Source organism: Aeromonas sp. Y318-1, from assembly GCF_027706125.1.
Taxonomy (GTDB): domain Bacteria; phylum Pseudomonadota; class Gammaproteobacteria; order Enterobacterales; family Aeromonadaceae; genus Aeromonas; species Aeromonas hydrophila.
The window spans coordinates 363,561-388,738 of sequence record NZ_JAPDCM010000002.1; the positions used below are offsets into that span (position 1 = coordinate 363,561).

Genomic DNA, 25,178 nt, shown 5'->3' on the forward strand with positions numbered 1-25,178 from the left:
GATGTTTTTTTCGCGCTGGCAACAAATCCTCATTTGGCACAGAGCTGCACTTGCTCGGCAGCCCGGTTCATCTCCTTGATTAACGGGTAGTTTGGCGATCTTGGTGAGGGCATGACCGGTCGTTCATCCCCATCGACCTTGCGCGACGCCATGAACATGATGACGGGAAGCGGCACACAAAAACACGCCACCACAGTGGCCAAGCCGCCCCGTCATTGATGCTCAATCTGCCCAAAAACGAAGAGGCGACCCCAGGGTCGCCTCTTCGTGAGTACCAGACACAATGCCGGTTAGCGCTGACGCTTCTTGGCGTACTTGCGACGTGCCCGCGCCTGACGCTCCTCTTCCCGCTCCGCCTTCTCTTTTGCCTTCTGTTCGGCCTCCGCCTCGGCTTCCACAATCTCGACGCTCACCATCGCCGGGGTCTCCAGCGAGATGCGGCCCAACAAGCCTGAGCGGAACTCGTTGACCAGGATCTCGGACGCCTTGTGCAGGTCGGCCAGGCCGCCCTTGCGCATGAAGCCGCGCTGGCGGGCGATGAGCTCCAGCAGCTCGATCTCGGTCTCCGGCAGCTCGCTCAGCTGATAGCGCGCCTGGATCCGCTCCGGGTAGGCCTTGATGAAGTAATCGGCGGCAAACATGGCGATGTCGGCATAGTCAAATACCGTGTCCTTGATGGCGGCCGTGATGGCCAGCCGATAACCGCAGGAGGGCGGGTTGAGCTTGGGCCACAAGAAACCCGGGGTATCGGTCAGGATGACGTTGTTGTCCAGCTTGATCCGCTGCTGGGACTTGGTCACCCCCGCCTCGTTGCCGGTGCGGGCAATGATGCGCCCGGCCAGGGTGTTGATCAGGGTGGATTTGCCCACGTTGGGAATGCCCATGATCATGGCACGCACGCCGCGCAGCTCCAGATTGCGCTCCGGCAGCATCTCGTGGCAGAGAGTCAGCAGCTGCTTGATCTTCTCCGGCTCCTGCTGGGTCAGGGGCAACGCCTTGATCCCCTTCTCCTGCTCCATGTGGGCCACCCACAGCTCGGTGATCTCGGGGTCGGCGAGATCCGCCTTGTTGAGCACCTTGATCACCGGAGTATCGCCGCGCAGCTCGGGCACCAGCGGGTTTTCGCTGGAGAAGGGGATGCGGGCGTCGAGCATCTCGATGATGACATCGACCTGGGGCATGACCTCGGCAATCTCTTTGCGGGCCTTGTGCATGTGGCCGGGGAACCAGTTGATGGACATATCCGTTACTCTCATCTAGGGACTGCGGGCGCTGGCTTGCGGTGGCGCGAGCGGCGAGCGGTGGCGGACGCAGGGCGTCGCAAGGGGGCGCATTTTACCTGCACACGCCCTGATTTGACAGGCCATTCTAGCCACCAGCCCGCAATCCGGCCAGATTCTCCCCCACCCGGTCCCCTCGCCCACCGGCGTCCCGTGCTCCGGCTGCATTAATATAAGCTATTGATACAACATAACATTCACGCAACACCTTCATCGGATTGTCATCCCGTTTCACTAAAAGTGTCATCTGCGACCTCTAGGCTGCGCTCAGGTTTTACAAGGAGCGAACCCCAATGAGAAAGATGGCAGGACTTGCATTGATGATCGGCGCCGCCCTGGCCGCCGGCTGCAACTCCAACAACGACAGCAGTGCGCCCGCCCCCGGCGCCAAGAACGTGATCTTCTTCCTCGGCGACGGCATGGGTCTCAATACCCTGACCGCCGCCCGCATCTACGGCGTCGGTGAAGAGGGCAGCCTCACCATCGATACCCTGCCGGAGACGGCCTTCATCAAGACCTTCTCCCACGACGCCCAGGTGACCGACTCGGCCCCCTCCATGTCCGCCTACATGACCGGGGTCAAGAGCAACAACGGCGTCATCAGCATGGACAGCGACGCCACCCAGGAGAGCAACTGCAGCAAGAGCGGCGGCAAGCCGGTCACCACCTTGCTGGAGCTGGCCAAGGCCGCCGGCCGCGGCACTGGTGTGGTCACCACCACCCGGGTGACTCACGCCACCCCGGCCGCCACCTATGCGCATCTCTGCAATCGGGATCTGGAAGCCGACATCGCCGCCCAGCTGGTGCCCGGCGGCGTGGGTTACAACAGCGCCCTCAAAGAGGGGGTGGACGTGGTGCTCGGCGGCGGCAGCAGCTTCTTCCTGCCCAAGGCCGACAAGGGCAAGCGCGAGGATGGCCGCAACCTCATCGATGAGATGAAGGCCAAGGGCTACCAGTTTGCCGGCAATCTGAACGAGCTGAACAAGGCCGAGGCGGGCAAGCCGCTGCTGGGGCTGTTTGGCTCAAGCCACATGAAATATGACCTGGACCGGCCCGCCAGCGAGCCTTCCCTCACCCAGATGACCCTGGCTGCCATCAAGCAGCTCAAAGACCAGAAGCAGGGCTACTTCCTGATGGTGGAAGGGGGCCGCATCGACCACGCCCTGCACGACACCAACGCCAAGCGTGCCCTGCAGGACACCCTCGCCTTCGACAACGCCATCAAGGCAACTCTCGACGAGGTGAAGAAAACCGATCCCGAGCTGAAAAACACCCTGATCGTGGTCACCGCCGACCATGACCACACGCTAGTCCTGAATGGTTATGCCAAGCGTACCGGCAAGACCACCGCCGACAACCCCGGCGTGCTCGGGCTGGTGAAGAACTACGAAACCGGCGAGCCGAGCAAGGATGCCGATGGCATGCCCTACACCATCATCGGCTTTGGCAACGGCTACAACCGGGTGGACGGGCCGCGCAGCAGCGTGGCGCCGCTGGACGACGCCACCGTCTCCGCCAACGACTATCACCAGGAGGTGGTGGTCAAGGTGGGCGAAATCGGCAACGAGACCCACGGCGGCACCGACGTCTTCCTCGGCGCCATTGGCCAGGGAGCGGACAGCTTCCACGGCTCACTCGACAACACCGCCGTGTTCGGCAAGGTCAAGGCTGCGGCCGGGCTGTAAGGAGCATTCCCATGAAAAGAGCCATCAACCAATCCATGAAGCAGAACCTGCATAAAACCCTGGTCAGTACGGCCCTGCTGGCCACCCTCGGCGGCGTGGCCCAGGCACAGGCCAGCGATGCCAAGAACGTCATCCTGTTTATCGGCGACGGCATGGGCCCCACCGTGCTCACCGCCACCCGCCTCTACAAGGTGGGAGAAGAGGGCAATCTGGAGATGATGAAGCTGGCCCGCAGCGCCCGCATCAAGACCTTCTCCAACGATGCCCAGACCACCGACTCGGCCCCCTCCATGGCGGCCTACACCACCGGGGTCAAGATGAACAACGAGGTGATCGCCATGAGCAGCGACACCAGGGCCGTCGCGCCCGGCAAGGACGCCAACGGCAACAAGGGCGTCAACAACTGCGCCAGCGACAACGGCAAGCCGGTGCCCACCCTTCTCGAGCTGGCCAAGGCGGCAGGCAAGTCGGTGGGGGCCGTCACCACCACCGAGCTGACCCATGCCACGCCAGCCGCCACCTACTCCCACATCTGCCACCGGGATGCCGCCTACGCCATCGCCGAGCAGGCGGTACCGGGCGGCGCCGGCTTCAACCAGGCGCTGGGGGATGGGGTCGACGTGCTGATGGGGGGCGGCGCCAATCACTGGACACCCTACAACAGCACCAGCAACAAGGGTGGCCGCGCCGACGGGCGGGATCTCACCGCCGAGCTGACGGCCCAGGGCTATCGCTATGTCACCACCAAAGATGGTCTGGCTGGCGTCACCTCGGGCAAGGTGCTTGGGCTGTTCAGCGCCAAGTCCCACCTCGACTACGAGCTGGACCGCGTCGCCAAAGGGGCGGCCAATACCCAGCCATCGCTCTCCGAGATGACCGCCAAGGCGATCGATCTGCTCAGCCAGAACAGCCAGGGCTACTTCCTGATGGTGGAAGGGGGCCGGATCGATCACGCCCTGCACGGTACCAATGCCAAGCGCTCGCTCACCGACGCGGTGGCGCTGGACGACGCGGTCAAGACGGCGCTCGGCAAGGTGGATCTGAAAGATACCCTGATCGTGGTCACCGCCGACCATGACCACACCATGACCATCAACGGCTACTCCGCCAAGGGCAACAAGGTGCTGGATCTGGTCAAAAACGGCGATGGCTCGACCCAGAACGACGTGGATGGCAAGCCGTTCACCACCCTGGTGTTCGGCAACGGCCCCAACCGTCCCGACGTGCGTCCCACTCTCACCAGCGATGAGGTGATGGCGGACGACTACCTGCAGGAAACCGGGGTCAAACTTGGCTCCGAGACCCACGGCGGCGGCGATGTGATGCTGTTTGCCGACGGTGCCGGCAGCAGCCGCTTCAAGGGGACGCTGGATAACACCAAGGTGTTCGGCAAGCTCAAGGAGGCGCTCGGTCTGTAAACGACAGGGCCCGGCAGGGTGCCGGGTCCTGCTCGTTCGAGCGATCCCCCATGATGCGACTGTTACTTCCATTGTGGCTGCTCGCCAGCAGCCTCGCTTTTCCCCTCCTGGCCGATGAAGTCCCCGATCTGGCCGCCCGCATCCGCTATCAGGACAGGGTCACCAGCAGCGACGGCATCAGCAAGGAGAGCCAGTGGCAGGAGAAGTGGCTGCGGGTTGGCGATCAGGTGTGGAGCCAGCGGCTCATCCCGCTGCCGCTTGCCCGCGCCTATCACGCCACCCACGATGCCACCCCGGGCCACAAGCACTTTACCCACCAGATGGCGGCGCGCTGGGTAACCTGCGACCAGCAGGGGATGCTGCAACTGCGCTACGCCGACAGCTGGCACAACCAGCTGGTGGAGGTGCCGGAGGAGGAGTACGGTCAGGTGGCTTTCAAACCCGACTGGCCGCGGATCCGCCATCTCATCAACCCGGCCCTGTTGCAGGAGATGACCCCCCTCGACGAGGCGGCCCCCGAACAGGCACGCTGGTATGAAAAACGCGAGGGCAACCAGCGCACCCGCATCCTCTGGTCGCACCGCTGGCAGTTGCCGCTGGTGGTGGAGTCGGCGAGCCTCGACGGTTATCGCAGCTATCGGATGGAGGTGACTCTCAAGCCCCTGCCAAAGAGCCTGCCCTGGCAGCAGTTGGAGGGTTACCAGACCCTGGATCTGCGGGATTTCTTCGACTGACGGGACGCCCCGAATGGGGTGAGCTGATTTGTGCTGACGGGATGTTACACTCTGTGTACTCATCCCGGATCCGGCCTGCCATGCGTACTTCCCTGCTCTTGCTGCTTTGCGCCCTGCTCTTCCCCGCCACCCAGGCTAAGGCCGTGGTGGTGATCGCCGCCGAGATCCCCCCCTATGTCATTCGCTCCTATCAGGGCGCCCCGAGCGGCATGGCCATCGAGGTGCTGGAGGAGGCGGCCCGCCGCCTGAAGGAGCCGCTGACCATCGAGCTGATGCCGCTGGCACGCGCCCTCAGCCAGACTCGTCACCGCCAGAACGTGCTGCTGGTGCCGCCGGTGCGCAGCCCCCAGCGCGAGCCGCAGTTCCTGTGGATCGCACCGCTGCTGGACGAGGCCTTCGTGCTGGTCAGCCATCGCCAGTACCACCCGGCCCCCATCACCAGCAAAGAGCTGCCCGGCCTCACCGTCGGCGTGATGCGCGGTTCCTATGGCCAGAGCCTGCTGCAGCCCTACCCGCAAGTGAAGCAGGCGCTGGTGGCCGAGGAGATCCACAACGCCAGCAAGCTGGCGCTGGGGCGCATCCAGGGCTGGGCGGTGGCCTGGAACAGCGCCCGCTACAACCAGCAGCAGGCCGGCCTGCCGCTGGCGGATCTAGTGCGTGGCGACACCCTGCAGCGGGCCTCGCTCTATCTGGCCGCCAGCCCCCGTTTCCCGGCCGCCGAGGCGACCCGCTGGCGCAAGGCCATCGACACCATGCACGACGATGGCAGCCTGGCGCGCATCATCAAGCAGTACGATTACCAGGCCCCCTGACAAGCTTGTCAGGATAATTGCCAAAGCAGTCCAGAATGGTTATGGTATCCCCATGAAAGCGCTCATTATTTTATCAAGCCAGCTCACACCCCGTTGAGCCCCCGCCCTCGCCTCCGACAGCGAGTCGTTCGGGGGCATCGCATTCCCGATCTGTTTTTTCGTATCGCACACTCTTTTTCGACCAGCTTGCCCGTCATCCTGGTCCTTTAACCCATTGATAAGGAATATCTTATGAAACAACCTCATCTCGTGATCTCCAGCCTGGATCTCGACCGCATCGAGCAACTGCTCGGCAACCATCCCCAGCACCTGGCCCTGCAGGAGGAGCTGGATCGCGCCGAGATGCGCGAGCCGGCCGACATGCCGCCGGACGTGGTCACCATGAACAGCACGGTGCGCTTCAAGATGCCGAGCAGCGGCAACGAGTTCTGCCTGACCCTGGTCTACCCCAAGGACGTGCAGGGTGACGAGTCGAAGATCTCCGTGCTGGCCCCGGTCGGCAGCGCCCTGCTCGGCCTGAAGGTAGGCGACAGCATCGCCTGGCCCGGCCCGGCCGGTCGCACCATCGAGGTGGAGATCCTGGAAGTGGTCTATCAGCCGGAGCGTGCCGGCGAGCTGCATCGCTAATACTCCCGGGTACGTGCCAAGCCGCTGGCGCAGGCCTGTGCACGTGCCCGCCCCTGATCCCGATCAAGCTTTGCCACAGAAGCGCCGCCGATCCCGCTCACCTGCCCTGCTTTCTCTTGAGCCCGGACGAGGTGGCAGGTATCTTGTTGGCCGCGCCAGCACCCTGGCCGCAGATTTCAGGCTGACATCATGATAAAGATTGCCCTCATCGACGATCACCAGATCGTCCGCTCCGGCTTTGCCCAACTGCTCAATCTCGAACCCGACCTGCGGGTGGTGGCCGAATTCGGCTCCGCCGCCGAGGCGCTGGCGGGCCTGCCCGGCAGCGGCGTGCAGCTGTGCGTGTGCGACATCTCCATGCCGGACCAGTCCGGGCTGGATCTGCTCAAGCGCCTCCCTTCCGGCCTCGCCGTGGTGATGCTGTCGGTGCACGACAGCCCGGCGTTGATCGAGCAGGCGTTGCAGGCCGGCGCCAAGGGGTTTCTCTCCAAGCGCTGCAGCCCGGACGAGCTGATCGCCGCGGTGCGCACCGCCGCCCATGGCGGCTGCTACCTCACCCCGGACATCGCCCACAAGCTGGCCTGCAACAGCCAGGATCCGCTCACCAACCGGGAGCGGGAGGTGGCCCAGCTGCTGGCGCGTGGCCTCGAGGTGAAGGCCATCGCCGAGCAGCTCGGTCTCTCCCCCAAGACGGTGCATGTGCACCGCGCCAACCTGATGGACAAACTCAAGGTCAGCAACAACGTGGAGCTGGCCCACCGCATGCTGGACAGCTGGTGATCCCCCGTCTTGCCAGCTATGTCGCCATCTCGCTGGCGGCCTGCTTCATCTTTGCCGCCGGCTGGTTCTGTCTGTGGAGCATCGGCCTGCACCTGGCGGGCTCACCCATGCTGGCAGCTCTGCTGTTCCCCTTCGGCCTGCGTCTGGGGCTGCTGCTGCAAAGCCCGCTCTCCTACTGGCCGCCGCTGCTGCTGTGCGAATCCCTGCTGCTCTACTGGCTCAACCAGGAGGTGGGGCTGCCGCTGTGGCCGCTAATTCAGGCCGGCAGCCTGCTCACCCTGCTGCCGCTGCTGATCGCCCGCCGCCAGCCGGTGCGCAACGACTGGCAACAGCTGCTGGTGCTGCTGGCCACCGTCACGGTGGCGGCGGGGCTGCAATCCCTGCTCTGGCATCTGGCCGGCGAGGATGGCCTCACCGCGCTGCTGCTCACCCTCACCGGCGGGCTGACGCTGACCTCCACCTGCATGCTGATCTGGCACTACCTCACCCGCGCCACCTGGGTACCGCTCGGGCCAACCCTGGTGGATCAACCGGTGGACTGGCGTTTTCGCCATCTGGTCTGGTATCTGCTGCTGTTCGTGCTGAGCCTCTGGCTGCAACTCGGCCTGCCAGACTCGCTGGTGCGCTTCACCCCGTTTTGTCTGGCCATCCCCATCATGGCCATGGCCTGGCGCTACGGCTGGCAGGGGGCCCTGCTCGCCACCCTGATGAACACGGTGGCACTGATGGCCGGCCAGGCCTGGCACGATCATCCGCTCGACCTGCTGCTCTCTCTGCTGGCCCAGAGCCTCACCGGCCTGCTGCTCGGCGCCGGCATCCAGCGCCAGCGCGAGCTCAACCAGGCGCTGACCCGCCAGCTCGCCCACAATCGCCAGCTCACCGAGCGGCTGCTGGAGACCGAAGAGAGCATCCGCAAGGAGGTGGCGCGCGAGCTGCACGACGACATCGGCCAGACCATCACCGCCATCCGCACCCAGGCCGGCATAGTGCGCCGCCTCGCCCCGGACAATGCCGGGGTCGGCCAGAGCAGCGCCCTCATCGAGACGCTGTCGCTGGGCATCTACGACGCGGTGCGCGGCCTGCTCGGCCGGCTGCGCCCCCGCCAGCTCGACGACATGAGCCTGGAGCAGGCGGTACGCGGCCTGCTGCGGGAGCTGGAGCTGGAGCGCCGCGGCATCGTCACTCGGCTCGAGTGGCAGCTGGCGGACGCCGGCCTCTCCGATGCCCAGCGGGTCACCCTGTTTCGGGTCTGTCAGGAGGGGCTCAACAACGTGGTGAAACACGCCAATGCCAGCTCGGTCACCATCCGGGCCCACCGCCAGGGCGAGCGACTGACGCTGCTGCTGGAAGACGATGGCTGCGGCCTGCCGGAACACCGCACGCCCCAGGGCTACGGCCTGCTCGGCATCCGCGAGCGAGTGCAGGCGCTGGGAGGCGCATTGCAGCTTTCTTGCGTGCACGGTACCCAGCTGACCGTGACCCTGCCCGGCCGCAAACGGGAGGAGAGTCATGAGTAACACCCAGCCGCAGGGGAGAACCGCCTGATGCTCAGTTTCATGAGAAGCGCACCGCCCCAGCCCCTCATCCGCGATCAGGCCGAGATAGACGCCTGTTATCGCCACTGGCGCCTGCACATCCTGCTGACCATGTATCTGGGTTACGCGGTGTTCTACTTCACCCGCAAGAGTTTCAACTTCGCCATGCCGGACATGCTGGCCAGCGGCATGCTGAACAAGGCCGACATCGGCATGCTGTGGACCCTGTTCTACATCACCTACGGTTGCTCCAAGTTCTTCTCCGGCATCATCAGCGACCGCGCCAACCCGCGCTACTTCATGGGCCTGGGATTGATGGCGACCGGGGTCATCAACATACTGTTCGGGCTCTCGTCGTCGCTGTGGCTGTTCGCCGCCCTCTGGGTGGCCAACGCCTTCTTCCAGGGCTGGGGCTGGCCCCCCTGCTCCAAGCTGCTCACCAGCTGGTACTCGCGCAGCGAACGCGGCTTCTGGTGGTCGGCCTGGAACACGGCCCACAACGTGGGCGGCGCGCTCATTCCCCTCATCGTCAGCACCCTGGCCCTGCAGCACGGCTGGCGCTACGGCATGATAGTGCCCGGCCTTATCGCCATCCTGGCGGGGTTGTTCCTCTGCTGGCGGCTACGCGATACCCCGGCCGCCATGGGACTGCCCACGGTGGGCGAGTGGCGAAACGATGCCATGGAGCTGGCCCAGCAGACTCAGGATGCCGGCCTCTCCCATCGCCAGATCCTGCGCAAATACGTGCTCGGCAACCCCTATATCTGGCTGCTGGCCTGCTGCTACGTGCTGGTCTACGTGGTGCGCACCGCCATCAATGACTGGGGCAATCTCTACATGACCGAGCAGCGCGGCTTCAATCTGATGAGTGCCAACTCGGCCATCTCCATGTTCGAGGTGGGCGGCTTTATCGGTGCCCTGGTGGCGGGCTGGGGATCGGACAAACTGTTCAACGGCAACCGTGGGCCGATGAACCTCATCTTCGCGGTGGGCATATTGCTGGCGGTGGGATCGCTCTGGCTGATGCCCTTCTTCAGCTATGTGATGCAGGCGGCCTGTTTCTTCACCATCGGCTTCTTCGTGTTCGGCCCCCAGATGCTGATCGGCATGGCGGCGGCGGAGTGCTCCCACAAGAATTCGGCGGGGGCTGCCACCGGCTTCGTCGGTCTGTTTGCCTACATGGGGGCGGCGCTCTCTGGTTATCCGCTGGCGAGGGTGCTGGAGATCTGGCACTGGCAGGGTTTCTTCGTGGTGATCTCGGTGGCCGCCGGCGTCTCCGCCCTGCTGCTGCTGCCCTTCCTCAAGGCGCAGGCGCCGCGCCCCCGCGACGCCGATTGACCGGCTAGGCTTGTGCCAGCCGGCAGACCCGGTTCTTGCCCTCCCGCTTGGCCTGATAGAGGGCGCGATCCGCCTGGCTGAACAGGGTGTCGAAGTGCCAGCTGTGCTGGCAGCGCACCAGCCCCATGCTGACGGTGATGCCGATCCCGTGCATGTCCTGCGCCGCCAGAGAGCGGATGATCTGCTCGCAGCGCTGCTGCTGCGCCGTTTCATCCTCCTGCGGCAACAGCAACACGAACTCCTCGCCGCCAAAGCGACTGGCTACCAGCTCATGCTGAGCGCCGAGATAGGCCCCCACCGCTGCCAGCACCTTGTCCCCCATCTCATGACCATGGCGATCGTTGATCTGCTTGAAGTCATCGAGATCCAGCACCGCCAGGGCGCCGAACTCGGTCATCCGGCGCCGGGCCATCAGCTCCATGAAGCCGCGCCGGTTGAGCAGGCCGGTGAGCGGATCGTGGCTCGCCTGCTGGCGCAGGGCCAGTGCCCGGTACTGGGTACAGAGCAGCAACACCCCGAAGGTGGAGAGGTAGCTGCCCATCAGCATGGAGAGGAAGGGCAGCACGTTGACACCGCTCTGATCCATCAAGACTCTGGCGTCCCCCTGCAGCAGAAAGGCCATGCGCAGCAGATTGAAGCCATAGAGCAGGATGTTGACCACGGTGAACACCAGTACGGCGGGCAGATAGGCGGGATAGCCGTGCCGCCAGATGAGAAAGACGATCACCGCCCCCAGCACCATGTAGCTCAGGCAGGCCAGCAGCACCCGGGGGGCCATCTGATCGTTGAAGGCAATGCTCCAGCTCAGGATCAGCACATAGCTCAGCATGAACCAGCCGCTGGCATGCCAGCTGAGGGGCTGGCCGAAGAAACGCTGCAGCGCCAGCGGCATCAGGGCGATGCAGACGGTGATCAGCAGATTGGCCAGCCAGATCCCCGCCAGACTCGGCATGAAGGCCTGCAGGGTAAAGAGGCTCTGGGCCGCCAGTGCGAACAGACTGGACCACCACCAGTATCCGAGTCCGGGGATCTCCCTGTGGGTCGACCAGATGATGGAGAGGGTGATGAAGCCGAGGCTGTAGCCACCCAGCGCCATGATCATCAGGGTGAATACATCCAGCTTGAGCAGTATTGAGGCGTCCATACCAGTGCCACTAAACGAAGGTAACTGAGTATATTGGAAGCGCAAAACAAGACCCAGCGGTGTCTGACTAAATCCTCAATTAAAAATCATTTGGTGGGTGGCAATCGCACACACTAAATTCATTCGAATCTGTTTTTTGGCACTTGGCGGCCAGGTGAGCAACAATTGACACTGCTGATGGCGGGCTGGCCTGTAACAAAATGTGCTGAATACATTTTTGGCTTGAACCCGCCTCATTAGATAGATATGTTGTTTTCGTGTGATTTTATGAGTGTCGCCACGGGGAAAAAGCGCCACTAACCTATTGAGTCATCTGGCACAATCGGAATTTGGTACATTTTTCACTCAGCTCGCGGCAAATAGAATCTCATATGGGGCTTTTGCCTCAATCAAGACAATAATCCTGTCTTGCCCTGTTGCCGGATGCAGCAGTCTCTTGTGCCACGGAGTCGCACGGGATCAGGTTCAAGGCCGAACACACTTTTGACAGAGACGTCACTTATGATCAAAAAACTCATTCTTTCTACCCTGCTGCTGTGCGGGCTGGCCAACGCGGCGCCCACTTCCACCCTGGATGCCGTGCTGGAGCGCGGCGTGCTGCGGGTCGGTTTCGACGCCGGCTATCAACCCTTCGAAATGACCAACAAGCAGGGCCAATACATCGGCTTTGACGTGGATCTGGCCAAGATGGTCGCCAAGGAGATGGGCGTGAAGGTCGAGTTCGTCAACACTGCCTGGGATGGCATCATTCCGGCCCTCTTGACCGACAAGTTCGACGTCATCATGGGCGGCATGACCGTCACTCCCCAGCGCAACCTGCGCGTCAACTTTGCCGACCCCTACATCGTGGTCGGGCAGACCATCGTCCTGCGCAAGGACAAGGCCGGCGAGATCAAATCCTTCACCGACCTCAACGATCCCAAGTACAAGATCGCGGTCAAGCTCGGTACCACTGGCGAGCAGGCGGTCAAGCGTCTGATCCCGAAAGCCACTCTGCTGCAGTTTGAAACCCAGGATGACGCCAAGCTGGAAGTGATCAACGGCAAGGTCGATGCCTTCGTCTACGACCTGCCCTACAACGCCATCTTCGCCACCCAGAACAAGGGTGCCGTGGTACACCTCGACAAGCCGTTCACCTTCGAACCGCTGGCCTGGGCCATCCGCAAGGGCGACCAGGACACCCTCAACTGGTTCAACAACTACCTGCGCCAAATCAAGGGCGACGGCAGCTACGACCGCCTCTACCAGAAGTGGTTCGAATCCACCGCCTGGCTGAACCAGCTCAAGTAACCTCGCAAGGGGCGGCCCGCCGCCCCTTCACGCAGATCCCCACACAATAACTACAACGAGGTTGCGACAGTGCACAACCCAACAAGACAGATGGAAAAACAACCCAATCAACTGCTCTGGCACGGGATCTTCCTGCTGATCGTGCTGGCCGCCATCTTTGGCATCTACAAGGCCGTGCAATCGGTGGATTACACCTGGCGCTGGGAGCGGATCCCCCAGTACATCGCCTATCAGGCGGAACAGAAAAACTACGCCGAATTTGACGGTACCGTGGTCGCCGGCACCACCGAGGCCGACAAGGGCAAGCTGTTTTTGCAAAACGATCTCGATCCCAACCAGCGCCAAGCCATCGCCATCAGCGGCGGCCAGGTAGCGGAAGGGGACACCGTCTTTCGTGGCGACACCCTCGACACCCAGCTGAGCTGGACTGCCGGCCCCATCGCCTGGGGCGTCTGGGTCACGGTCAAACTCTCGCTGGTGGCGGGCATCTTCGCCATCCTGCTCGGCACCCTGGCCGGTCTGGCCAGACTCTCCCCCAACCCCGCCCTGCGCAACCTGGCGGTTACCTACGTGGAGCTCATCCGCGGTACCCCGCTGCTGGTGCAGATCTTCATCGTCTACTTCTTCATCGGCACCGTGCTGAACCTCGACCGATTCACCGCCGGGGTGGCGGCACTGGCAGTCTTTACCGGCGCCTACGTGGCGGAAATCGTCCGTGCCGGCATCAGCTCTATCCACAAGGGGCAGATGGAAGCGGGCAGAAGCCTCGGCATGACCTCGGCCCAGACCATGCGCTACGTCATCCTACCGCAGGCGTTCAAGCGGGTGCTGCCGCCGCTGGCGGGCCAGTTCATCAACCTTATCAAGGACTCCTCGCTGGTCTCTGTCATCTCCATCACCGATCTCACCAAGGCGGGGCGCGAGGTGGTGAGCTCCACCTTCAGTCCGTTCGAGGTGTGGTTCACCGTGGCCCTGCTCTATCTGGTGCTGACTGGCACTCTCTCCTTCCTGGTGCGTCGTCTGGAGGTGAAATATGCGCGCAGCAACTGATCCCATTATCAAAGCCAGCGGAGTAGAGAAGTTCTACGGCACCGAGGTGCACGCCCTCAAGAACGTCAGCACCCAGGTCGCCGAGGGGGAAGTGGTGGTGATCGTCGGCCCCAGCGGCTCCGGCAAGTCCACCTTCCTGCGCACCCTCAACCAGCTGGAGACCATCAACGACGGCAATATCGTGGTGGATGGCATCAGCCTGACCGAGCCGGGGGACGTCAACAAATTGCGGGAAGAGGTGGGCATGGTGTTCCAGTCTTTCAACCTCTTCCCCCATCTGAACGTGCTGGACAACATCTGCCTCGCCCCGCAGAAGGTACGCGGGCTGTCGCGTCGCGATGCCGAGGACAGAGCCAAGGCCCTGCTGCTCAAAGTCGGTCTGTCGGCCAAGGCCGAGAGCTACCCCTCCCAGCTCTCAGGCGGCCAGCAGCAGCGGGTGGCCATCGCCCGGGCGCTCGCCATGCAGCCGCGCATCATGCTGTTTGATGAGCCCACCAGCGCGCTCGACCCCGAGATGGTGGGCGAGGTGCTGGACGTGATGAAGGGGCTGGCCCGCGAGGGGATGACCATGGTGGTGGTCACCCACGAGATGGGCTTTGCCCGTGAGGTGGCAGATCGCGTGCTCTTTATGGAGAGCGGCGAGCTGCTGGTAGACGAGAAGCCGACGGACTTTTTCGACAATCCACCCTCCCCGCGCCTGCGCCAGTTCCTGAGCCAGGTGCTGTAATAGCGCCGGCGGTATAAGCAGAAGAGGGAGCCCATGGCTCCCTCTTTTCGTTGATGCCCTGCCGACAATATCTATTTTGTCGCTTTGCGTTTTGCTTCATCCAGCATGGCTTGCAGTGCCGGCATGTTGCGCTCGGCCAGAGATTGGCCCACCAGCGAACTCTCCTGAAAGATGGCCGGCATGGTATCCAGGGATTTCTTCCCGACCGGGCTCTGATAAAAGGCGATCAGTTGCTTGAGCTCAGCCTCGGTGAAATGCTTGCGGTAGATAGCGGCCACTTCGGTACTCATGGCCCCCCAAGAGAGGTAGCGGTTCACCCAGGCCTCCAGTACATCGCGGTGCTGGGCCAACTCCTGTGCATGTTCACCGGCGCCCCGGATGATCAGCGGGATCATCTGTGCCTGCATCTGGGCCTGCAGCTGCTCCGCCTGCTGCTCGCTGTTGAGCAGGTTGACCAGTTCCTGAGCAGGATCGGCCCACACACTGCCACTCCACACCAGAGCGATGACAACCCCTCTTTTCACCCACTGCATAACCACCTCACTAATCACATAAAAACAACAGGTTACATTGATTTATCAAACAGACCAGTCGCCAGATGGTGGTGATGCGTGCAAGGACTGTGATGGTCACCTGGATCTGTGCCGGAGACCCCTGTGTACTGCCTTTCACGCCGCCGTCACCGGTGACCCACCAAAAACAGCAGAGGGACGCACAGTCCCTCTCCTTTCTTAGCCGAAACCCTGTCTTTATCGGCTGAATCTGACTGGCTCCCTTATCAGTTCAGCGCGGGGACTTTCCCAGATAACGCTCCACTATGGTTCGGATCCCGTCCCGCTTCTTGAGCTCGTAGAGCCGCTTGTCGAACTCCTCGGCAAAGTCCTCCTTGAAGTCGAATTCCCCCTTGCGGCTGTAACCGAGGAACCCCTGCTCCTTGCTGAGCACCGGCCCCTGCTTGAGCTGGGACATGTCGGCCACCGCCAGCTGGTTGCCCTTGATCATGTTGAGCAGCTCATAGAGCAGGGAGAGGCGGTCGTTGACGGTACAGTCCACCCGACCGCGTACAATCTTGAGCAGGTTCTCCCGGTTGCTCTTCACCTCCTCCAGCCCGATCTTCTGCTGTTGGACCGCCTGCCAGAAGGGGGCACCACCTATGGTGAAACCGGCATTCATGCCAAAGCGCAGCCCGTAGTAGTCGGCCGGAAACTGCGCCTGCGGGGTATTGACCGCCACCCCGGCGCCGCACATCACCACCAGCTCCTCGTCGAGCAGGGGCTGGGAGTAGGGCCACATCCAGGGGCGGCTGTCGGGCTGGTAGTAGGGTGGAAAGATGGCGAAGGCGCTGCCCTGTTCCACCATGCTGAGACCCCGTCGCCAGGGCATGGCCTTGAGCACCACCTCGTACTCATCCATGGAGGCCGTCACGCTGCGCACTATGTCGGCATAGATCCCCTTCACCTCCTCCCCCTCCTGCCAGGAGTAGGGCGGATAATTGGCATCGGCCAGGATCTCGACCCGGGTCTTGGCCTGCGCCAGCAGGCAGACTCCCATCAACAAACAACACCACAGCCGCATCATCTGCCACTCCAGAGGTAGAAAACCTCATCAAGCATAGTCACTGCGCCATGGCTCAGAGGGCCACCACGCCCTTTCATGGCCATGCACTTGCAGACTCCCGCCGCCAGCGTCAGATGGCGACGGCCATCGGGTGAAAATTGTTAATGAAAGATTAAATTCATCCTTTATGCTGGAGAGCAATTGCTCTGACTGGATACCCGACATGGATGTGCAACTGATCCTGCTCTACCTCTCGCCGCTCTTTCTGGCCTTCATCGGCTGGGAGATGCTCTACCTGCGCAAACATGGCGCCGCCTATCCCACCGCCGGCTACCAGTGGAAGGATCTCTTCGCCAACGCCACCCTGGCGCTGATGCATCAGGGAGGCGACGCGCTGACGGCCATCGCCATCGCCTACCTCTACGACGCCCTCTGGGGCTGGCGGCTGCTGGATATCGATCTCAACCTCTGGAGCCTGTTGCTGCTCTTTTTGTTGCAGGATCTCTGCTACTGGCTGTTCCACTTCGCCAGTCACCACGTGCGCTGGTTGTGGGCTTCCCACGTGGTACACCACAGCTCGGAGCGGCTCAACCTCTCCACCGCCTTTCGCCAGAGCCTGATGTACCCGGTCTCCGGCATGTGGCTGTTCTGGATCCCGATGATCCTCATCGGCTTCCCGCCCGAGGCGGTGGTGGCCACCGTGCTCTTGAGCCTGGGTTTTCAGTTCTTCGTCCACACCCAGGTGGTGGGCAAGCTCGGCAGGCTGGAGTGGGTTTTCAACACCCCCTCCCACCACAGGGTGCACCACGCCAGCAACGCCAAATACATAGATCGCAACTTCGCCGGCGTGCTCATTATCTGGGACAGGCTGTTTGGCACCTTCGTGGAAGAGGACCCCGCCGAGCCGTGCCGCTTCGGCATCACCAAGCCGATCCACAGCTTCAACCCGCTCACCCTCACCTTCCACGAGTGGCGCGACATGCTGCAAGAGGCCCGCGGCCTGCCCTGGCGGCAAAAGCTCGCGGTGCTGTTTGGCAAGCCGGCCGGTCCTGCCAGCCGCTAAGCCCTTGCCGCCGCTAAGACAAGTGCGCGTCGCAGACAAAAAGAGAGCGCCTCTGGGCGCTCTCTTGCATTGGGTAACCACCCGGTCAGACGTGGGCAAAAGACCAGATGGCGGGGATCAGGCTCAGCAGCGTCACCCCGGCCAGCAGCCGTTCTCGCCCGCTGAGTCGCAGTTCGGCCCCCAGCTGGCGGCGGCTATAGAGAAACAGCAGCAGACCCGGCCCGTACAGCAGCAAGGAGAGCAGCAGGTACTCCACCCCTGCCGCGTAGAGCAGCCAGAGGCCGTAACCGCTCGATACCAGCGCTACCGCCCGCATCAGGCCATTGCCCTCCCCACGCAAGGAGAGCTTGAGCAGAAACAGACCGATCAACAGGTAGGGCACCAGGATCATCGAGGTGGAGATGAGCAGCAGGTTGGTGTAACCCTTGCCGAGCAGCCATACCAGCAACAGACAGCCCTGCACCGTCAGGCTGGTGAGCCACAGCGATGCGATGGGGGTGCCGTTGCGGTTCTGGCGCCGGAAGATGGCCGGGAAGGCGCCGTGGCGCGCCGCGCTGAACGGCACCTCGGCCGAGAACAGGGTCCAGCTCACGTAGGAGGCGAGCACCGAGACGATAAGGCCGACGCTGATGAACAGCTTGCCCCAGGAGCCCGTCATCTGGGCCATCAGCCCCGCCATGGAGGGGTTGGGCAGGGCCGCGAGCTCGGGGCGGCTCAGGATCCCGAGCGCCAACACCGAGATGAGCACATAGAGCAGCAGCGCCAGCACCACCCCGAGTACGGTGGCCGTGCCCACGTCCCGCTTGTGTCTGGCCCGGGCCGACAGCACCGCCGCCCCCTCGATACCGGTAAAGACCCAGAGGGTGATGAGCATGGTGTTGCGCACCTGCTCGGCAACCGGCGTTGCCAGGGTACTGCCCTGCTGATCCGCCGCGAAGGTGACCGGGTCGAACCAGTAGCAGGCGAACAGGATGAACAGCAGCAGCGGCAGGCTCTTGGCCAGGGTCGCCACCAGGTTGAACAGGGCCGCCTGCTGCACGCCGCGCGCCACCAGCAGGTGCACCGCCCAGAGGATGCAGGACTCGCCGATGAAGGCCACCAAGGTATTGCCCTCGCCAAACCAGACCCGCTCCGGCGTGTCGACGAAGCTGCCCAGCGCCGCGAAGGCGATCACCAGATAGCCCACCACACCGATGGTGGCACAGAGCCAATAGCCCCAGGCGGAGAAAAAACCCACCAGATCGCCAAAGCCGGCGCGGGCATAGCTGTAGATGCCGCCATCGAGATCCGGTCTTAATCGCGACAGATACAGAAAACTCATGGCGAGCGCCAGGATACCCACCCCGGTGACGCCCCAGCCGATCAGCACGGCGCGCGCGCCGGCCACCTCGGCCATGTTCTGCGGCAGGCTGAAGATCCCCGCCCCCACCATGGAGCTGAACACCAGGGCGGTGAGGGACCAGAGCCCGATCTTGCTCTCTTTCATGGGCTCTCCTTAGCGCAGCCGGCTGGCCAGGGCCTGGATATGTTCCGGGCCGATGCCGCAGCAACCGCCGATCAGGGAGGCTCCAATCCCACGCCAGCGCTCGGCCCAGCCAAGGTAATCCAGCGGCCCCAGATCGGTGCGGATCTCGTCCAGCCCGTCGTTGGCGGTCGCCTCCTTGGGCTGGGGCGGGAAGGCGTTGGCATAGGCGCCGAGCCGGATGTCGCTGCGGCCCAGCGTCTGCAACGCGGTACCGGTCACCTTGAGCGCCCCTTCGATCACCTCGGGCTGACAGCAGTTGAACAAGATGGCGTCCACCCCGGCCGATGCCAGCGCGGTCACCGCATCGGCCACTCGCTCGCCGGAGCGCAGGGTCGGCTCGCTACCCGGCGCCTCGTCTTCCAAGGTGAAGGAGACCCAGAACGGCTTGCCATCCTTGGGCAGCAGGGCCCGGATGGCCAGCGGCTCGGCAATCAGGCTCATGGTCTCCGCCAGCCAGAGATCCACGTGAGGGGAGAGCGCCCGGATAAGCGGAGTCGCCAGCTCGCTCACCCGGCCCGCATCGAACAGGTCGGCGCGGTAGGAACCAAACAGCGGCGGCAAGGAGCCGGCCACCTGCACGCGACCCGGCTGCTCGTCTGCCACCTCGCGGGCCAGCTGACCGGCCAGCGCCGCAAGTGCCTCCCCCTGGGCGACAAAGCGCGTGTCACCGATATGAAACGGCACCAGCGCATAGCTGTTGGTGGTGATGACCCGGGCCCCACTCGCCACGTAGGCCTGATGCACCTCGCGTACCGTCTCGGGGGCCTCTATCAGGGCCAGCGCCGACCACTCCGGCTGGCGAAACGGCGCGCCCCGCCGTGCCAGCTCGCGTCCCATGCCGCCATCCAGTACCCACAAATCCTTTGTATCCATCTCTGTCTCTCTGCGTGTTCCCGTCGTGACGGGTATTTATTGTGTTGATCCAAAAAGCCATCGAAACATCTAGATGGCTAGAGCGCCATTGCATCATGACTCAAAGTAGAGGAAGAGGCAATCGGGTGCTACGAACAAATCTGAACAAGCTCAGGGAGATAGCGGCAAAGGAAGGGAGGTATAGCTGTTGAAGGCTCAACACCAGGATGAGAAACGACAAGAGGCCACCCGAAGGTGGCCTCTTGTGGCAACAGAGGATCTGGCGGCTCAACGCCCGGCCAGTACCCGCTTGGTCTGCTTGACCCAGTCGGACACCCGACCCTGCTGGGGATACCCCTGCCAGATCTGCTCCCACTGGGCGGGGCTGAGCGGGCGGCCCAACCGGCGCTGCACCCCGGCATAGAGATAGTCGTGGGCCGTGGTGCGTGCCTGGGCGGAGGTGAGGAACTTGGCCACCGGATCGGTCAGGCGCACGTCCCGCATACCCAGCAGCGGGTAGTCGCTGTGCACCGCCGCCAGCATGGTCTCGCGCATGGCCGATTCGATGTAGCCACGGGCAAACAGGGCGGTCACCGACTCGAGCGATCCTTGATCCGGGCCGTGATACTCCTCGTCGAACACCGGACTCGGCTCCGCCACGGCGCTTTGCACCACCGCATCGGGATCCTGCTGCGGCACCACCACGGCCGCCTTGGGGGCTGCCGGTTTGGCGACTGTGGTGGACTTGCGCGGTGCGCTCTGGCTGCAGGCACCGAGTGCCAGGGCGAGCGCCACACAGGCCAGCGCACGGGAATGAGACTGCATCTTCATGATTGCTAACTAGCTCCTTTTACGATTCCTGAGCGGGTTTCTCGGCCGGCGTGGGCTCGACCCGGGTGACCAGCAGCTGGTCAATCTTGTAGCTGTCGATGTCCACCACTTCGAACTTGTAACCGGCGTATTTGACCGAGTCGGTTCGCTTGGGGATCTTGCGCAGCATGTACATGATGAAGCCGGCGATGGTTTCATAATTCTGGTTTTCCGGGAACTCCTCGATGTCGAAGGCGCGCATCACGTCGGAGATGGGGGTCACCCCGTCCACCAGCCAGGAATTCTCGTCCCGCTGCACGATCTGCTCTTCCACCACGTGGGTGGCCCACTCGCCCATCACGGTGCTCATCAGATCGTTCATGGTGACGATCCCCACCACCAGGGCGTACTCGTTCATCACCACGGCAAAGTCGCCCCTGTGGTTTTTGAAATACTCCATCGCCTCGTAGAGGTTGAGGGTGTCGGGGATGATGATGACGTTTTGCACCAGCGAGCCGCTGTTGAGGTCGATGCTCTGGCCGCTGATGACCCGGATCAGCAGCTCCTTGGAATCGACGAAGCCCTTGATGCTGTCGAGGTTGTGGTCACACACCAGGAACTTGTTGTGGGGGTGTTCGGCAATCTTGGCCTTGATGCTCTCCTCGCCCTCTTGCAGGGTGAAGTAGATGAGGCTCTCGCGCGCGGTCATGGCGGAGGTGACGCCGAGGGACTGCAGCTCGAACACGTTCTCGATGAGCTGGTGCTCCTCGCGCTGGATGACGCCCGCTTCGGCGCCCGCATCCATCACCGCATAGATATCGTCGGAGGTGATCTCGTCGTTGCGCACCATGGAGATGCGCAGCAGGCGGAACAGGCCGTTGGCCATGCCGTTGAACAGCCACACCAGCGGCATCAGCAGGGTGACGCACAGCAACATGGGGCGCACCACCACCACGGCGATCCGCTCCGGCATGGTCATGGCGAGGCGCTTGGGCATCAGATCGGCGATCAGGATGAACATGCCGGTGACGAACACGAAGGAGGCAGCCGAGCTGATCTCGCCCAGCCAGGGCCCCTGATAGAACTCGGAGATGAACTCCTTGATGGCCGGGTTCAGGGCAGACTCGCCCAGGATACCGCCCAGGATGGCGACGGTGTTCAGCCCGATTTGCACCACGGTAAAGAAGTTGCCCGGCTGGGCCTGCAGTGCCAGTACCTTTTCGGCATGGCGGTTGCCCTCATCGGCCATCACCTGCAACTTGATCTTGCGGGAGGCGGCGAGGGAGATCTCGGAGAGAGAGAAGAACACGCTGCCGGCGACCAGCAGCATCAGGAAAAATAAACTATCGGCAAAACTCATGATTAACCTATTGCAACAGCCGCCTTAGCACAAGACGGCAAACTGGGTCCGGGAGACCGGACCGTGAGTCAATCCGGGACTCACACAGGGGGCATATTCTAGCAGAAAAGCGCCAAGCGGGTGGCGATATCTTGCACTGACTGAAAAGGCAACAAAAAAGGCGCTCAAAGCGCCTTTTTATTCATCTCAGACTCACCCTTTCCCCAGCAGGGTGCCCAGATCGTCCGCCTTGGTGTGGCGCACGTCCTTGCCCTTGACGTAATAGACGATGTACTCGCAGATGTGCTGGCAGCGATCCCCCACCCGCTCGATGGCCCGCGCCGCCCACAGCACGTTGAGTACCTGCGGTATGGTGCGCGGATCTTCCATCATGTAGGTCATCAGCTCGCGGATGATGGACTCGTATTCGCGGTCCACCTTGTCATCTTCCTTGTAGACCGCCAGGGCCGCGTCCAGATCCATGCGGGCGAAGGCGTCCAGCACGTCGTGCAGCATCTTGATGGTGCGGCGCCCCATGTTCTCCAGCGACACCAGCGGCGGTTGCGGCTTGTTGGCGTTGTCGGTCAGCATGCGGGCGATCTTGTCCGCCACATCGCCAATGCGCTCGAGATCGGTGATGGTCTTGATGATGGCCATCACCAGCCGCAGGTCGGAGGCGGTGGGCTGGCGCTTGGCGATGATGCGGGTGCACTCCTCGTCGATCGCTACTTCCATGGCGTTGACCTTGTGGTCATTGGCCACGATCTTGCGCGCCGCGTCCAGATCCTGATCGTGGATCGCCGCGATGGCGTCGGTCAGCTGCTGCTCTACCAGCCCGCCCATCACCAGCACCTGGTTGCGCACGCTCTCGAGCTCGGCATTGAACTGACCGGAGATGTGTTTGTTGAGGTTCATATTGTCCATACAAATAATCCTTGATGCTCCGAGTATGCCTTAGTCGTTGAACTGACCGGTAATCTGTTTGTTGATGCCCATCTTGCTCATCTCCAGCACTTAGCCGTAACGACCGGTGATGTAGTCTTCAGTCTTCTTCTTGGCCGGGGTGGTGAAGATGGTGTTGGTATCCGAGTACTCGATGAGCTCACCCATGTACATGAAGGCAGTCTGATCAGAGACCCGCGCCGCCTGCTGCATGTTGTGGGTCACGATCACCACGGTGAACTGGCTCTTGAGCTCGTTGATCAGCTCCTCGATGGTGAGGGTGGAGATGGGGTCGAGCGCCGAGGTCGGTTCATCGAGCAGCAGCACTTCCGGCTCGATGGCGATGGCACGGGCGATCACCAGTCGCTGCTGCTGGCCGCCGGAGAGGCCGAAGGCGTTGTCGTGCAGGCGATCCTTCACCTCGTCCCACAGGGCCGCGCCGCGCAGGGAGCGCTCGGCCGCCTCGTCCAGGGTACGGCGATCATTGATGCCCTGCAGGCGCAGGCCATAGACCACGTTCTCGTAGATGGACTTGGGGAAGGGGTTGGGGCGCTGGAACACCATGCCCACCTGACGACGCAGGGCGGAGACATCCACGCTCTTGTCGTAGATGTTGTGACCGTGCAGCTGGATTTCGCCCTCGATGCGGCAGATCTCCACCAGGTCATTCATCCGGTTGATGCAGCGCAGCAGGGTCGACTTGCCGCAGCCGGAGGGGCCGATAAAGGCGGTGACCTGGCCCTTGGGGATCTTCATGTTGACGTTGAACAGTGCCTGCTTGTTGCCGTAGTACAGGTTGAGATCCTTCACTTCCAGCGCGGTCTGCTCCGGGCTCAGGTTGAGCAGGTCGGTCGCGGTGTGCTGGCTGGATGCGGTCGTTACGTTGATCATCTGTTACCTCAAAATCTGTCGGTGGCGGCGGGCACTCTCATTGCCCGCGGCCGGAACGCTTGGCTGGCAGGGAACCCTGTTCCCTGCCCGTCTCTGTGGTGCTGGTCTATCAATGTTCCAGCGACCGGAATTTCTCGCGCAAGTGGTTGCGGATCCCGATGGCCGTCAGGTTGAGGCCGACGATCACCGTCACCAGCAGGAAGGAGGTGGCGTAGACCAGCGGGCGCGCCGCCTCGACGTTGGGGCTCTGGAAGCCAACGTCATAGATGTGGAAACCCAGGTGCATGAACTTGCGCTCCACGTGCAGGTACGGGAAGTTGCCGTCCATCGGCAGGGTCGGCGCCAGTTTCACCACCCCCACCAGCATCAGCGGCGCCACTTCACCGGCCGCACGGGCAATCGCCAGGATGAGGCCGGTCATGATGGCCGGGCTCGCCATCGGCAGCACGATGCGCCACAGGGTCTCGGCCTGGGTGGCCCCCAGTGCCAGCGAGCCCTGGCGGATGGTGCTCGGGATCCGGGCCAGCCCCTCTTCGGTGGAGACGATCACCACCGGCAGGGTCAGGATCGCCAGGGTCAGCGCCGACCAGATGACGCCAGGGGAGCCAAAGGTCGGGCTCGGCAGCGCTTCCGGATAGAACAGCTGGTCCAGCGAACCACCGAGGGTGTAAACGAAGAAGCCCAGCCCGAACACGCCGTACACGATGGAGGGCACACCCGCCAGGTTGATCACCGCGATGCGAATGATCTTGGTCAGGCTGTTCTTGCCCGCGTATTCATGCAGGTAGACCGCCGCCACCACGCCGAGCGGGGTCACGATGATCGCCATCAGGAACACCATGAACACGGTGCCGAAGATGGCCGGGAACACCCCGCCCTCGGTGTTGGCCTCGCGCGGATCGTCGGAGACGAACTTGCCGATCTGGTGGAACCAGTAGCCCACCTTGGCCGGCAGGCTCATGTCGTTGGGCCACACCACGTCCAGCACCTTGGACATGGGCATGGTCACCAGCTCGCCGCGCATGTCCTTGACCGTGATGCTGTCTCTGTCCGCCTGGGCACGCAGGGAGAACAGCTCTTTTTCCAGCACCTGATAACGGTCGTTGAGGGCCTGACGTTCGCTCGCCAGCTCGGCTTTAAGCTGATCGGTCAGCTTGTCGTCCAGCTCGGCCTTGCGCTCTTTGAGGCGCAGCCGCTCCAGCTGATAGTTGATGCTGCCAATGTCCCCTTTTTGCAGATCGTCGGCCTGCTCGGAGAGACCGTTGGCCCGCGCCAGCACCCGCTGCAGGGCCGGATGCAGGTTCTCGGTCAGCGCCTTGCCATCCTCTTTCACCCCGACGATGTAGCCGTAGAAGTTGCCGTTGGTGGCACGCTCTACCATGGCCAGCTCGGTCGGCAGGCTCTGGGACTTGATGTCGGTCTCCAATACCCAGCGAAAATCCAGGTCGACGAACTCGCGGTTGCCGGTCTTCACCAGATAGCGGGTCAGCAGCTCGCGCTCTTCCCCTGCCAGCGGCAGGCCGGCGGCCCGCAGCCGCTCTACCGGCACCAGCTCGCGGTCGTTGATTTCGCCGATCAGCACGCTCTTGTTGCCCTGGGCGTCTTCCAGTTGCCACTCATAGATGGGATGGGGCCAGAAGTAGACCAGCCCACGCCAGCCGATCAGCAGCAGCAGACCCAGTACCGCTACCAGACTCAGGCTGACGGCGCCGCCGGTCATCCAGATCCAGGGGGCCCCCGATTTAAACCACTTACCCATTGTCGATTCCTCGGTCCTTT

Annotated in this window: 23 protein-coding genes; 12 read left to right on the forward strand and 11 right to left on the reverse strand. The window is 62.9% G+C overall.

All coding sequences use genetic code 11. The annotated features are described in order from the left end of the window. Positions 1-290 precede the first annotated feature (290 nt). Positions 291-1,241, reverse strand: coding sequence for a ribosome biogenesis GTPase YlqF (gene ylqF, locus OKB87_RS04245; protein WP_016351290.1), 951 nt, complete (start codon positions 1,239-1,241; stop codon positions 291-293). A 332-nt stretch (positions 1,242-1,573) separates the two neighbouring features. Here ylqF and OKB87_RS04250 point away from each other — a divergent pair, with 332 nt between their 5' ends. The 8 genes from OKB87_RS04250 to OKB87_RS04285 all read left to right on the forward strand — a co-directional run bounded on the left by OKB87_RS04250 (position 1,574) and on the right by OKB87_RS04285 (position 10,209). Then, positions 1,574-2,965, forward strand: coding sequence for an alkaline phosphatase (locus OKB87_RS04250; protein WP_101148964.1), 1,392 nt, complete (start codon positions 1,574-1,576; stop codon positions 2,963-2,965). A gap of 11 nt (positions 2,966-2,976) precedes the next feature. Then, complete coding sequence (locus OKB87_RS04255; protein WP_101148965.1) at positions 2,977-4,383, forward strand: alkaline phosphatase; 1,407 nt, start codon at positions 2,977-2,979, stop codon at positions 4,381-4,383. Positions 4,384-4,433: 50 nt separating this feature from the next. Then, on the forward strand, positions 4,434-5,117 hold the full coding sequence (locus OKB87_RS04260) for a hypothetical protein (RefSeq protein ID WP_101148966.1): 684 nt from the start codon (positions 4,434-4,436) through the stop codon (positions 5,115-5,117). 41 nt (positions 5,118-5,158) lie between these two features. Continuing rightward, positions 5,159-5,929 carry a substrate-binding periplasmic protein gene (locus OKB87_RS04265; RefSeq protein WP_180807328.1) on the forward strand — a complete coding sequence of 257 codons (771 nt, stop codon included), beginning with the start codon at positions 5,159-5,161 and terminating at the stop codon, positions 5,927-5,929. 231 nt (positions 5,930-6,160) lie between these two features. Then, complete coding sequence (rnk, locus tag OKB87_RS04270; RefSeq protein ID WP_011706600.1) at positions 6,161-6,556, forward strand: nucleoside diphosphate kinase regulator; 396 nt, start codon at positions 6,161-6,163, stop codon at positions 6,554-6,556. A 189-nt stretch (positions 6,557-6,745) separates the two neighbouring features. Continuing rightward, entirely contained in the window at positions 6,746-7,336 is a 591-nt protein-coding gene (gene uhpA, locus OKB87_RS04275; RefSeq protein WP_011706601.1) for a transcriptional regulator UhpA, read from the forward strand. Further along, a complete protein-coding gene (gene uhpB / locus OKB87_RS04280) occupies positions 7,333-8,853 on the forward strand; it encodes a signal transduction histidine-protein kinase/phosphatase UhpB (protein WP_029303961.1) in 1,521 nt (506 codons plus the stop codon). Before uhpA ends, uhpB begins: the two co-directional genes overlap by 4 nt. Positions 8,854-8,880: 27 nt before the next feature. Continuing rightward, positions 8,881-10,209, forward strand: coding sequence for an MFS transporter (locus OKB87_RS04285; protein WP_045527424.1), 1,329 nt, complete (start codon positions 8,881-8,883; stop codon positions 10,207-10,209). 4 nt (positions 10,210-10,213) lie between these two features. Here the strand turns inward: OKB87_RS04285 and OKB87_RS04290 are convergent, their stop codons facing one another. Continuing rightward, positions 10,214-11,353, reverse strand: a complete 1,140-nt coding sequence (locus tag OKB87_RS04290; protein WP_101148968.1) for a GGDEF domain-containing protein — start codon at positions 11,351-11,353, stop codon at positions 10,214-10,216. A gap of 501 nt (positions 11,354-11,854) precedes the next feature. Here OKB87_RS04290 and OKB87_RS04295 point away from each other — a divergent pair. From OKB87_RS04295 to OKB87_RS04305, 3 genes are all read left to right on the forward strand, one after another. Continuing rightward, complete coding sequence (locus OKB87_RS04295) at positions 11,855-12,643, forward strand: transporter substrate-binding domain-containing protein (RefSeq protein ID WP_016351298.1); 789 nt, start codon at positions 11,855-11,857, stop codon at positions 12,641-12,643. Between the two features lie 90 nt (positions 12,644-12,733). Beyond that, a complete protein-coding gene (locus OKB87_RS04300; protein ID WP_041213497.1) occupies positions 12,734-13,693 on the forward strand; it encodes an amino acid ABC transporter permease in 960 nt (319 codons plus the stop codon). Then, on the forward strand, positions 13,677-14,420 hold the full coding sequence (locus OKB87_RS04305) for an amino acid ABC transporter ATP-binding protein (RefSeq protein ID WP_011706607.1): 744 nt from the start codon (positions 13,677-13,679) through the stop codon (positions 14,418-14,420). The genes OKB87_RS04300 and OKB87_RS04305 overlap by 17 nt, the downstream gene beginning before the upstream one ends. A gap of 71 nt (positions 14,421-14,491) precedes the next feature. On the opposite strand, the gene OKB87_RS04310 is transcribed toward OKB87_RS04305, so the two are convergent. Together OKB87_RS04310 and OKB87_RS04315 are read right to left on the reverse strand one after the other, a co-directional pair. Further along, a complete protein-coding gene (locus OKB87_RS04310; protein ID WP_101148969.1) occupies positions 14,492-14,953 on the reverse strand; it encodes a DUF2059 domain-containing protein in 462 nt (153 codons plus the stop codon). 250 nt (positions 14,954-15,203) lie between these two features. Then, the gene (locus tag OKB87_RS04315) at positions 15,204-15,971 is read right to left on the reverse strand and encodes a substrate-binding periplasmic protein (protein WP_101148970.1); all 768 of its coding nucleotides are present in this window, start codon (positions 15,969-15,971) and stop codon (positions 15,204-15,206) included. Between the two features lie 229 nt (positions 15,972-16,200). Between OKB87_RS04315 and OKB87_RS04320 the strand changes: the two genes are divergently transcribed. Further along, entirely contained in the window at positions 16,201-17,040 is an 840-nt protein-coding gene (locus tag OKB87_RS04320) for a sterol desaturase family protein (RefSeq protein ID WP_045527431.1), read from the forward strand. 85 nt (positions 17,041-17,125) lie between these two features. Here OKB87_RS04320 and OKB87_RS04325 read toward each other — a convergent pair whose 3' ends face one another. From OKB87_RS04325 to pstA, 7 genes are all read right to left on the reverse strand, one after another. Beyond that, positions 17,126-18,526 carry a basic amino acid/polyamine antiporter gene (locus OKB87_RS04325; protein ID WP_101148971.1) on the reverse strand — a complete coding sequence of 467 codons (1,401 nt, stop codon included), beginning with the start codon at positions 18,524-18,526 and terminating at the stop codon, positions 17,126-17,128. 9 nt (positions 18,527-18,535) lie between these two features. Continuing rightward, the gene (locus OKB87_RS04330) at positions 18,536-19,438 is read right to left on the reverse strand and encodes a homocysteine S-methyltransferase family protein (protein WP_101148972.1); all 903 of its coding nucleotides are present in this window, start codon (positions 19,436-19,438) and stop codon (positions 18,536-18,538) included. A 267-nt stretch (positions 19,439-19,705) separates the two neighbouring features. Then, positions 19,706-20,248, reverse strand: coding sequence for a hypothetical protein (locus OKB87_RS04335; RefSeq protein ID WP_167297472.1), 543 nt, complete (start codon positions 20,246-20,248; stop codon positions 19,706-19,708). A gap of 19 nt (positions 20,249-20,267) precedes the next feature. After that, positions 20,268-21,587 (reverse strand): hemolysin family protein, encoded by a 1,320-nt coding sequence (locus tag OKB87_RS04340; protein ID WP_011706614.1) that lies wholly within the window; start codon positions 21,585-21,587, stop codon positions 20,268-20,270. 192 nt (positions 21,588-21,779) lie between these two features. Further along, positions 21,780-22,490 carry a phosphate signaling complex protein PhoU gene (gene phoU / locus OKB87_RS04345; RefSeq protein ID WP_005334097.1) on the reverse strand — a complete coding sequence of 237 codons (711 nt, stop codon included), beginning with the start codon at positions 22,488-22,490 and terminating at the stop codon, positions 21,780-21,782. 90 nt (positions 22,491-22,580) lie between these two features. Continuing rightward, the gene (pstB, locus tag OKB87_RS04350; RefSeq protein ID WP_011706615.1) at positions 22,581-23,399 is read right to left on the reverse strand and encodes a phosphate ABC transporter ATP-binding protein PstB; all 819 of its coding nucleotides are present in this window, start codon (positions 23,397-23,399) and stop codon (positions 22,581-22,583) included. Between the two features lie 109 nt (positions 23,400-23,508). Beyond that, positions 23,509-25,158 (reverse strand): phosphate ABC transporter permease PstA, encoded by a 1,650-nt coding sequence (gene pstA, locus OKB87_RS04355; protein WP_029303969.1) that lies wholly within the window; start codon positions 25,156-25,158, stop codon positions 23,509-23,511. Positions 25,159-25,178 lie beyond the last annotated feature (20 nt).

Bases quoted from the DNA above. Each gene is read 5' to 3' on its own strand.
- OKB87_RS04255 (WP_101148965.1), top strand. From the start codon at position 2,977: ATGAAAAGAGCCATCAACCAATCCATGAAGCAGAACCTGCATAAAACC.
- OKB87_RS04295 (WP_016351298.1), top strand. From the start codon at position 11,855: ATGATCAAAAAACTCATTCTTTCTACCCTGCTGCTGTGCGGGCTGGCC.
- ylqF (WP_016351290.1), bottom strand. From the start codon at position 1,241: ATGTCCATCAACTGGTTCCCCGGCCACATGCACAAGGCCCGCAAAGAG.
- OKB87_RS04330 (WP_101148972.1), bottom strand. From the start codon at position 19,438: ATGGATACAAAGGATTTGTGGGTACTGGATGGCGGCATGGGACGCGAG.
- OKB87_RS04285 (WP_045527424.1), top strand. From the start codon at position 8,881: ATGCTCAGTTTCATGAGAAGCGCACCGCCCCAGCCCCTCATCCGCGAT.
- phoU (WP_005334097.1), bottom strand. From the start codon at position 22,490: ATGGACAATATGAACCTCAACAAACACATCTCCGGTCAGTTCAATGCC.
- OKB87_RS04340 (WP_011706614.1), bottom strand. From the start codon at position 21,587: ATGAGTTTTGCCGATAGTTTATTTTTCCTGATGCTGCTGGTCGCCGGC.
- rnk (WP_011706600.1), top strand. From the start codon at position 6,161: ATGAAACAACCTCATCTCGTGATCTCCAGCCTGGATCTCGACCGCATC.
- OKB87_RS04305 (WP_011706607.1), top strand. From the start codon at position 13,677: ATGCGCGCAGCAACTGATCCCATTATCAAAGCCAGCGGAGTAGAGAAG.
- OKB87_RS04250 (WP_101148964.1), top strand. From the start codon at position 1,574: ATGAGAAAGATGGCAGGACTTGCATTGATGATCGGCGCCGCCCTGGCC.
- OKB87_RS04335 (WP_167297472.1), bottom strand. From the start codon at position 20,248: ATGAAGATGCAGTCTCATTCCCGTGCGCTGGCCTGTGTGGCGCTCGCC.
- uhpA (WP_011706601.1), top strand. From the start codon at position 6,746: ATGATAAAGATTGCCCTCATCGACGATCACCAGATCGTCCGCTCCGGC.
- OKB87_RS04265 (WP_180807328.1), top strand. From the start codon at position 5,159: ATGTTACACTCTGTGTACTCATCCCGGATCCGGCCTGCCATGCGTACT.
- OKB87_RS04310 (WP_101148969.1), bottom strand. From the start codon at position 14,953: ATGCAGTGGGTGAAAAGAGGGGTTGTCATCGCTCTGGTGTGGAGTGGC.
- OKB87_RS04320 (WP_045527431.1), top strand. From the start codon at position 16,201: ATGGATGTGCAACTGATCCTGCTCTACCTCTCGCCGCTCTTTCTGGCC.
- pstB (WP_011706615.1), bottom strand. From the start codon at position 23,399: ATGATCAACGTAACGACCGCATCCAGCCAGCACACCGCGACCGACCTG.
- OKB87_RS04260 (WP_101148966.1), top strand. From the start codon at position 4,434: ATGATGCGACTGTTACTTCCATTGTGGCTGCTCGCCAGCAGCCTCGCT.
- OKB87_RS04300 (WP_041213497.1), top strand. From the start codon at position 12,734: ATGGAAAAACAACCCAATCAACTGCTCTGGCACGGGATCTTCCTGCTG.
- pstA (WP_029303969.1), bottom strand. From the start codon at position 25,158: ATGGGTAAGTGGTTTAAATCGGGGGCCCCCTGGATCTGGATGACCGGC.
- OKB87_RS04290 (WP_101148968.1), bottom strand. From the start codon at position 11,353: ATGGACGCCTCAATACTGCTCAAGCTGGATGTATTCACCCTGATGATC.
- OKB87_RS04315 (WP_101148970.1), bottom strand. From the start codon at position 15,971: ATGGGAGTCTGCCTGCTGGCGCAGGCCAAGACCCGGGTCGAGATCCTG.
- OKB87_RS04325 (WP_101148971.1), bottom strand. From the start codon at position 18,526: ATGAAAGAGAGCAAGATCGGGCTCTGGTCCCTCACCGCCCTGGTGTTC.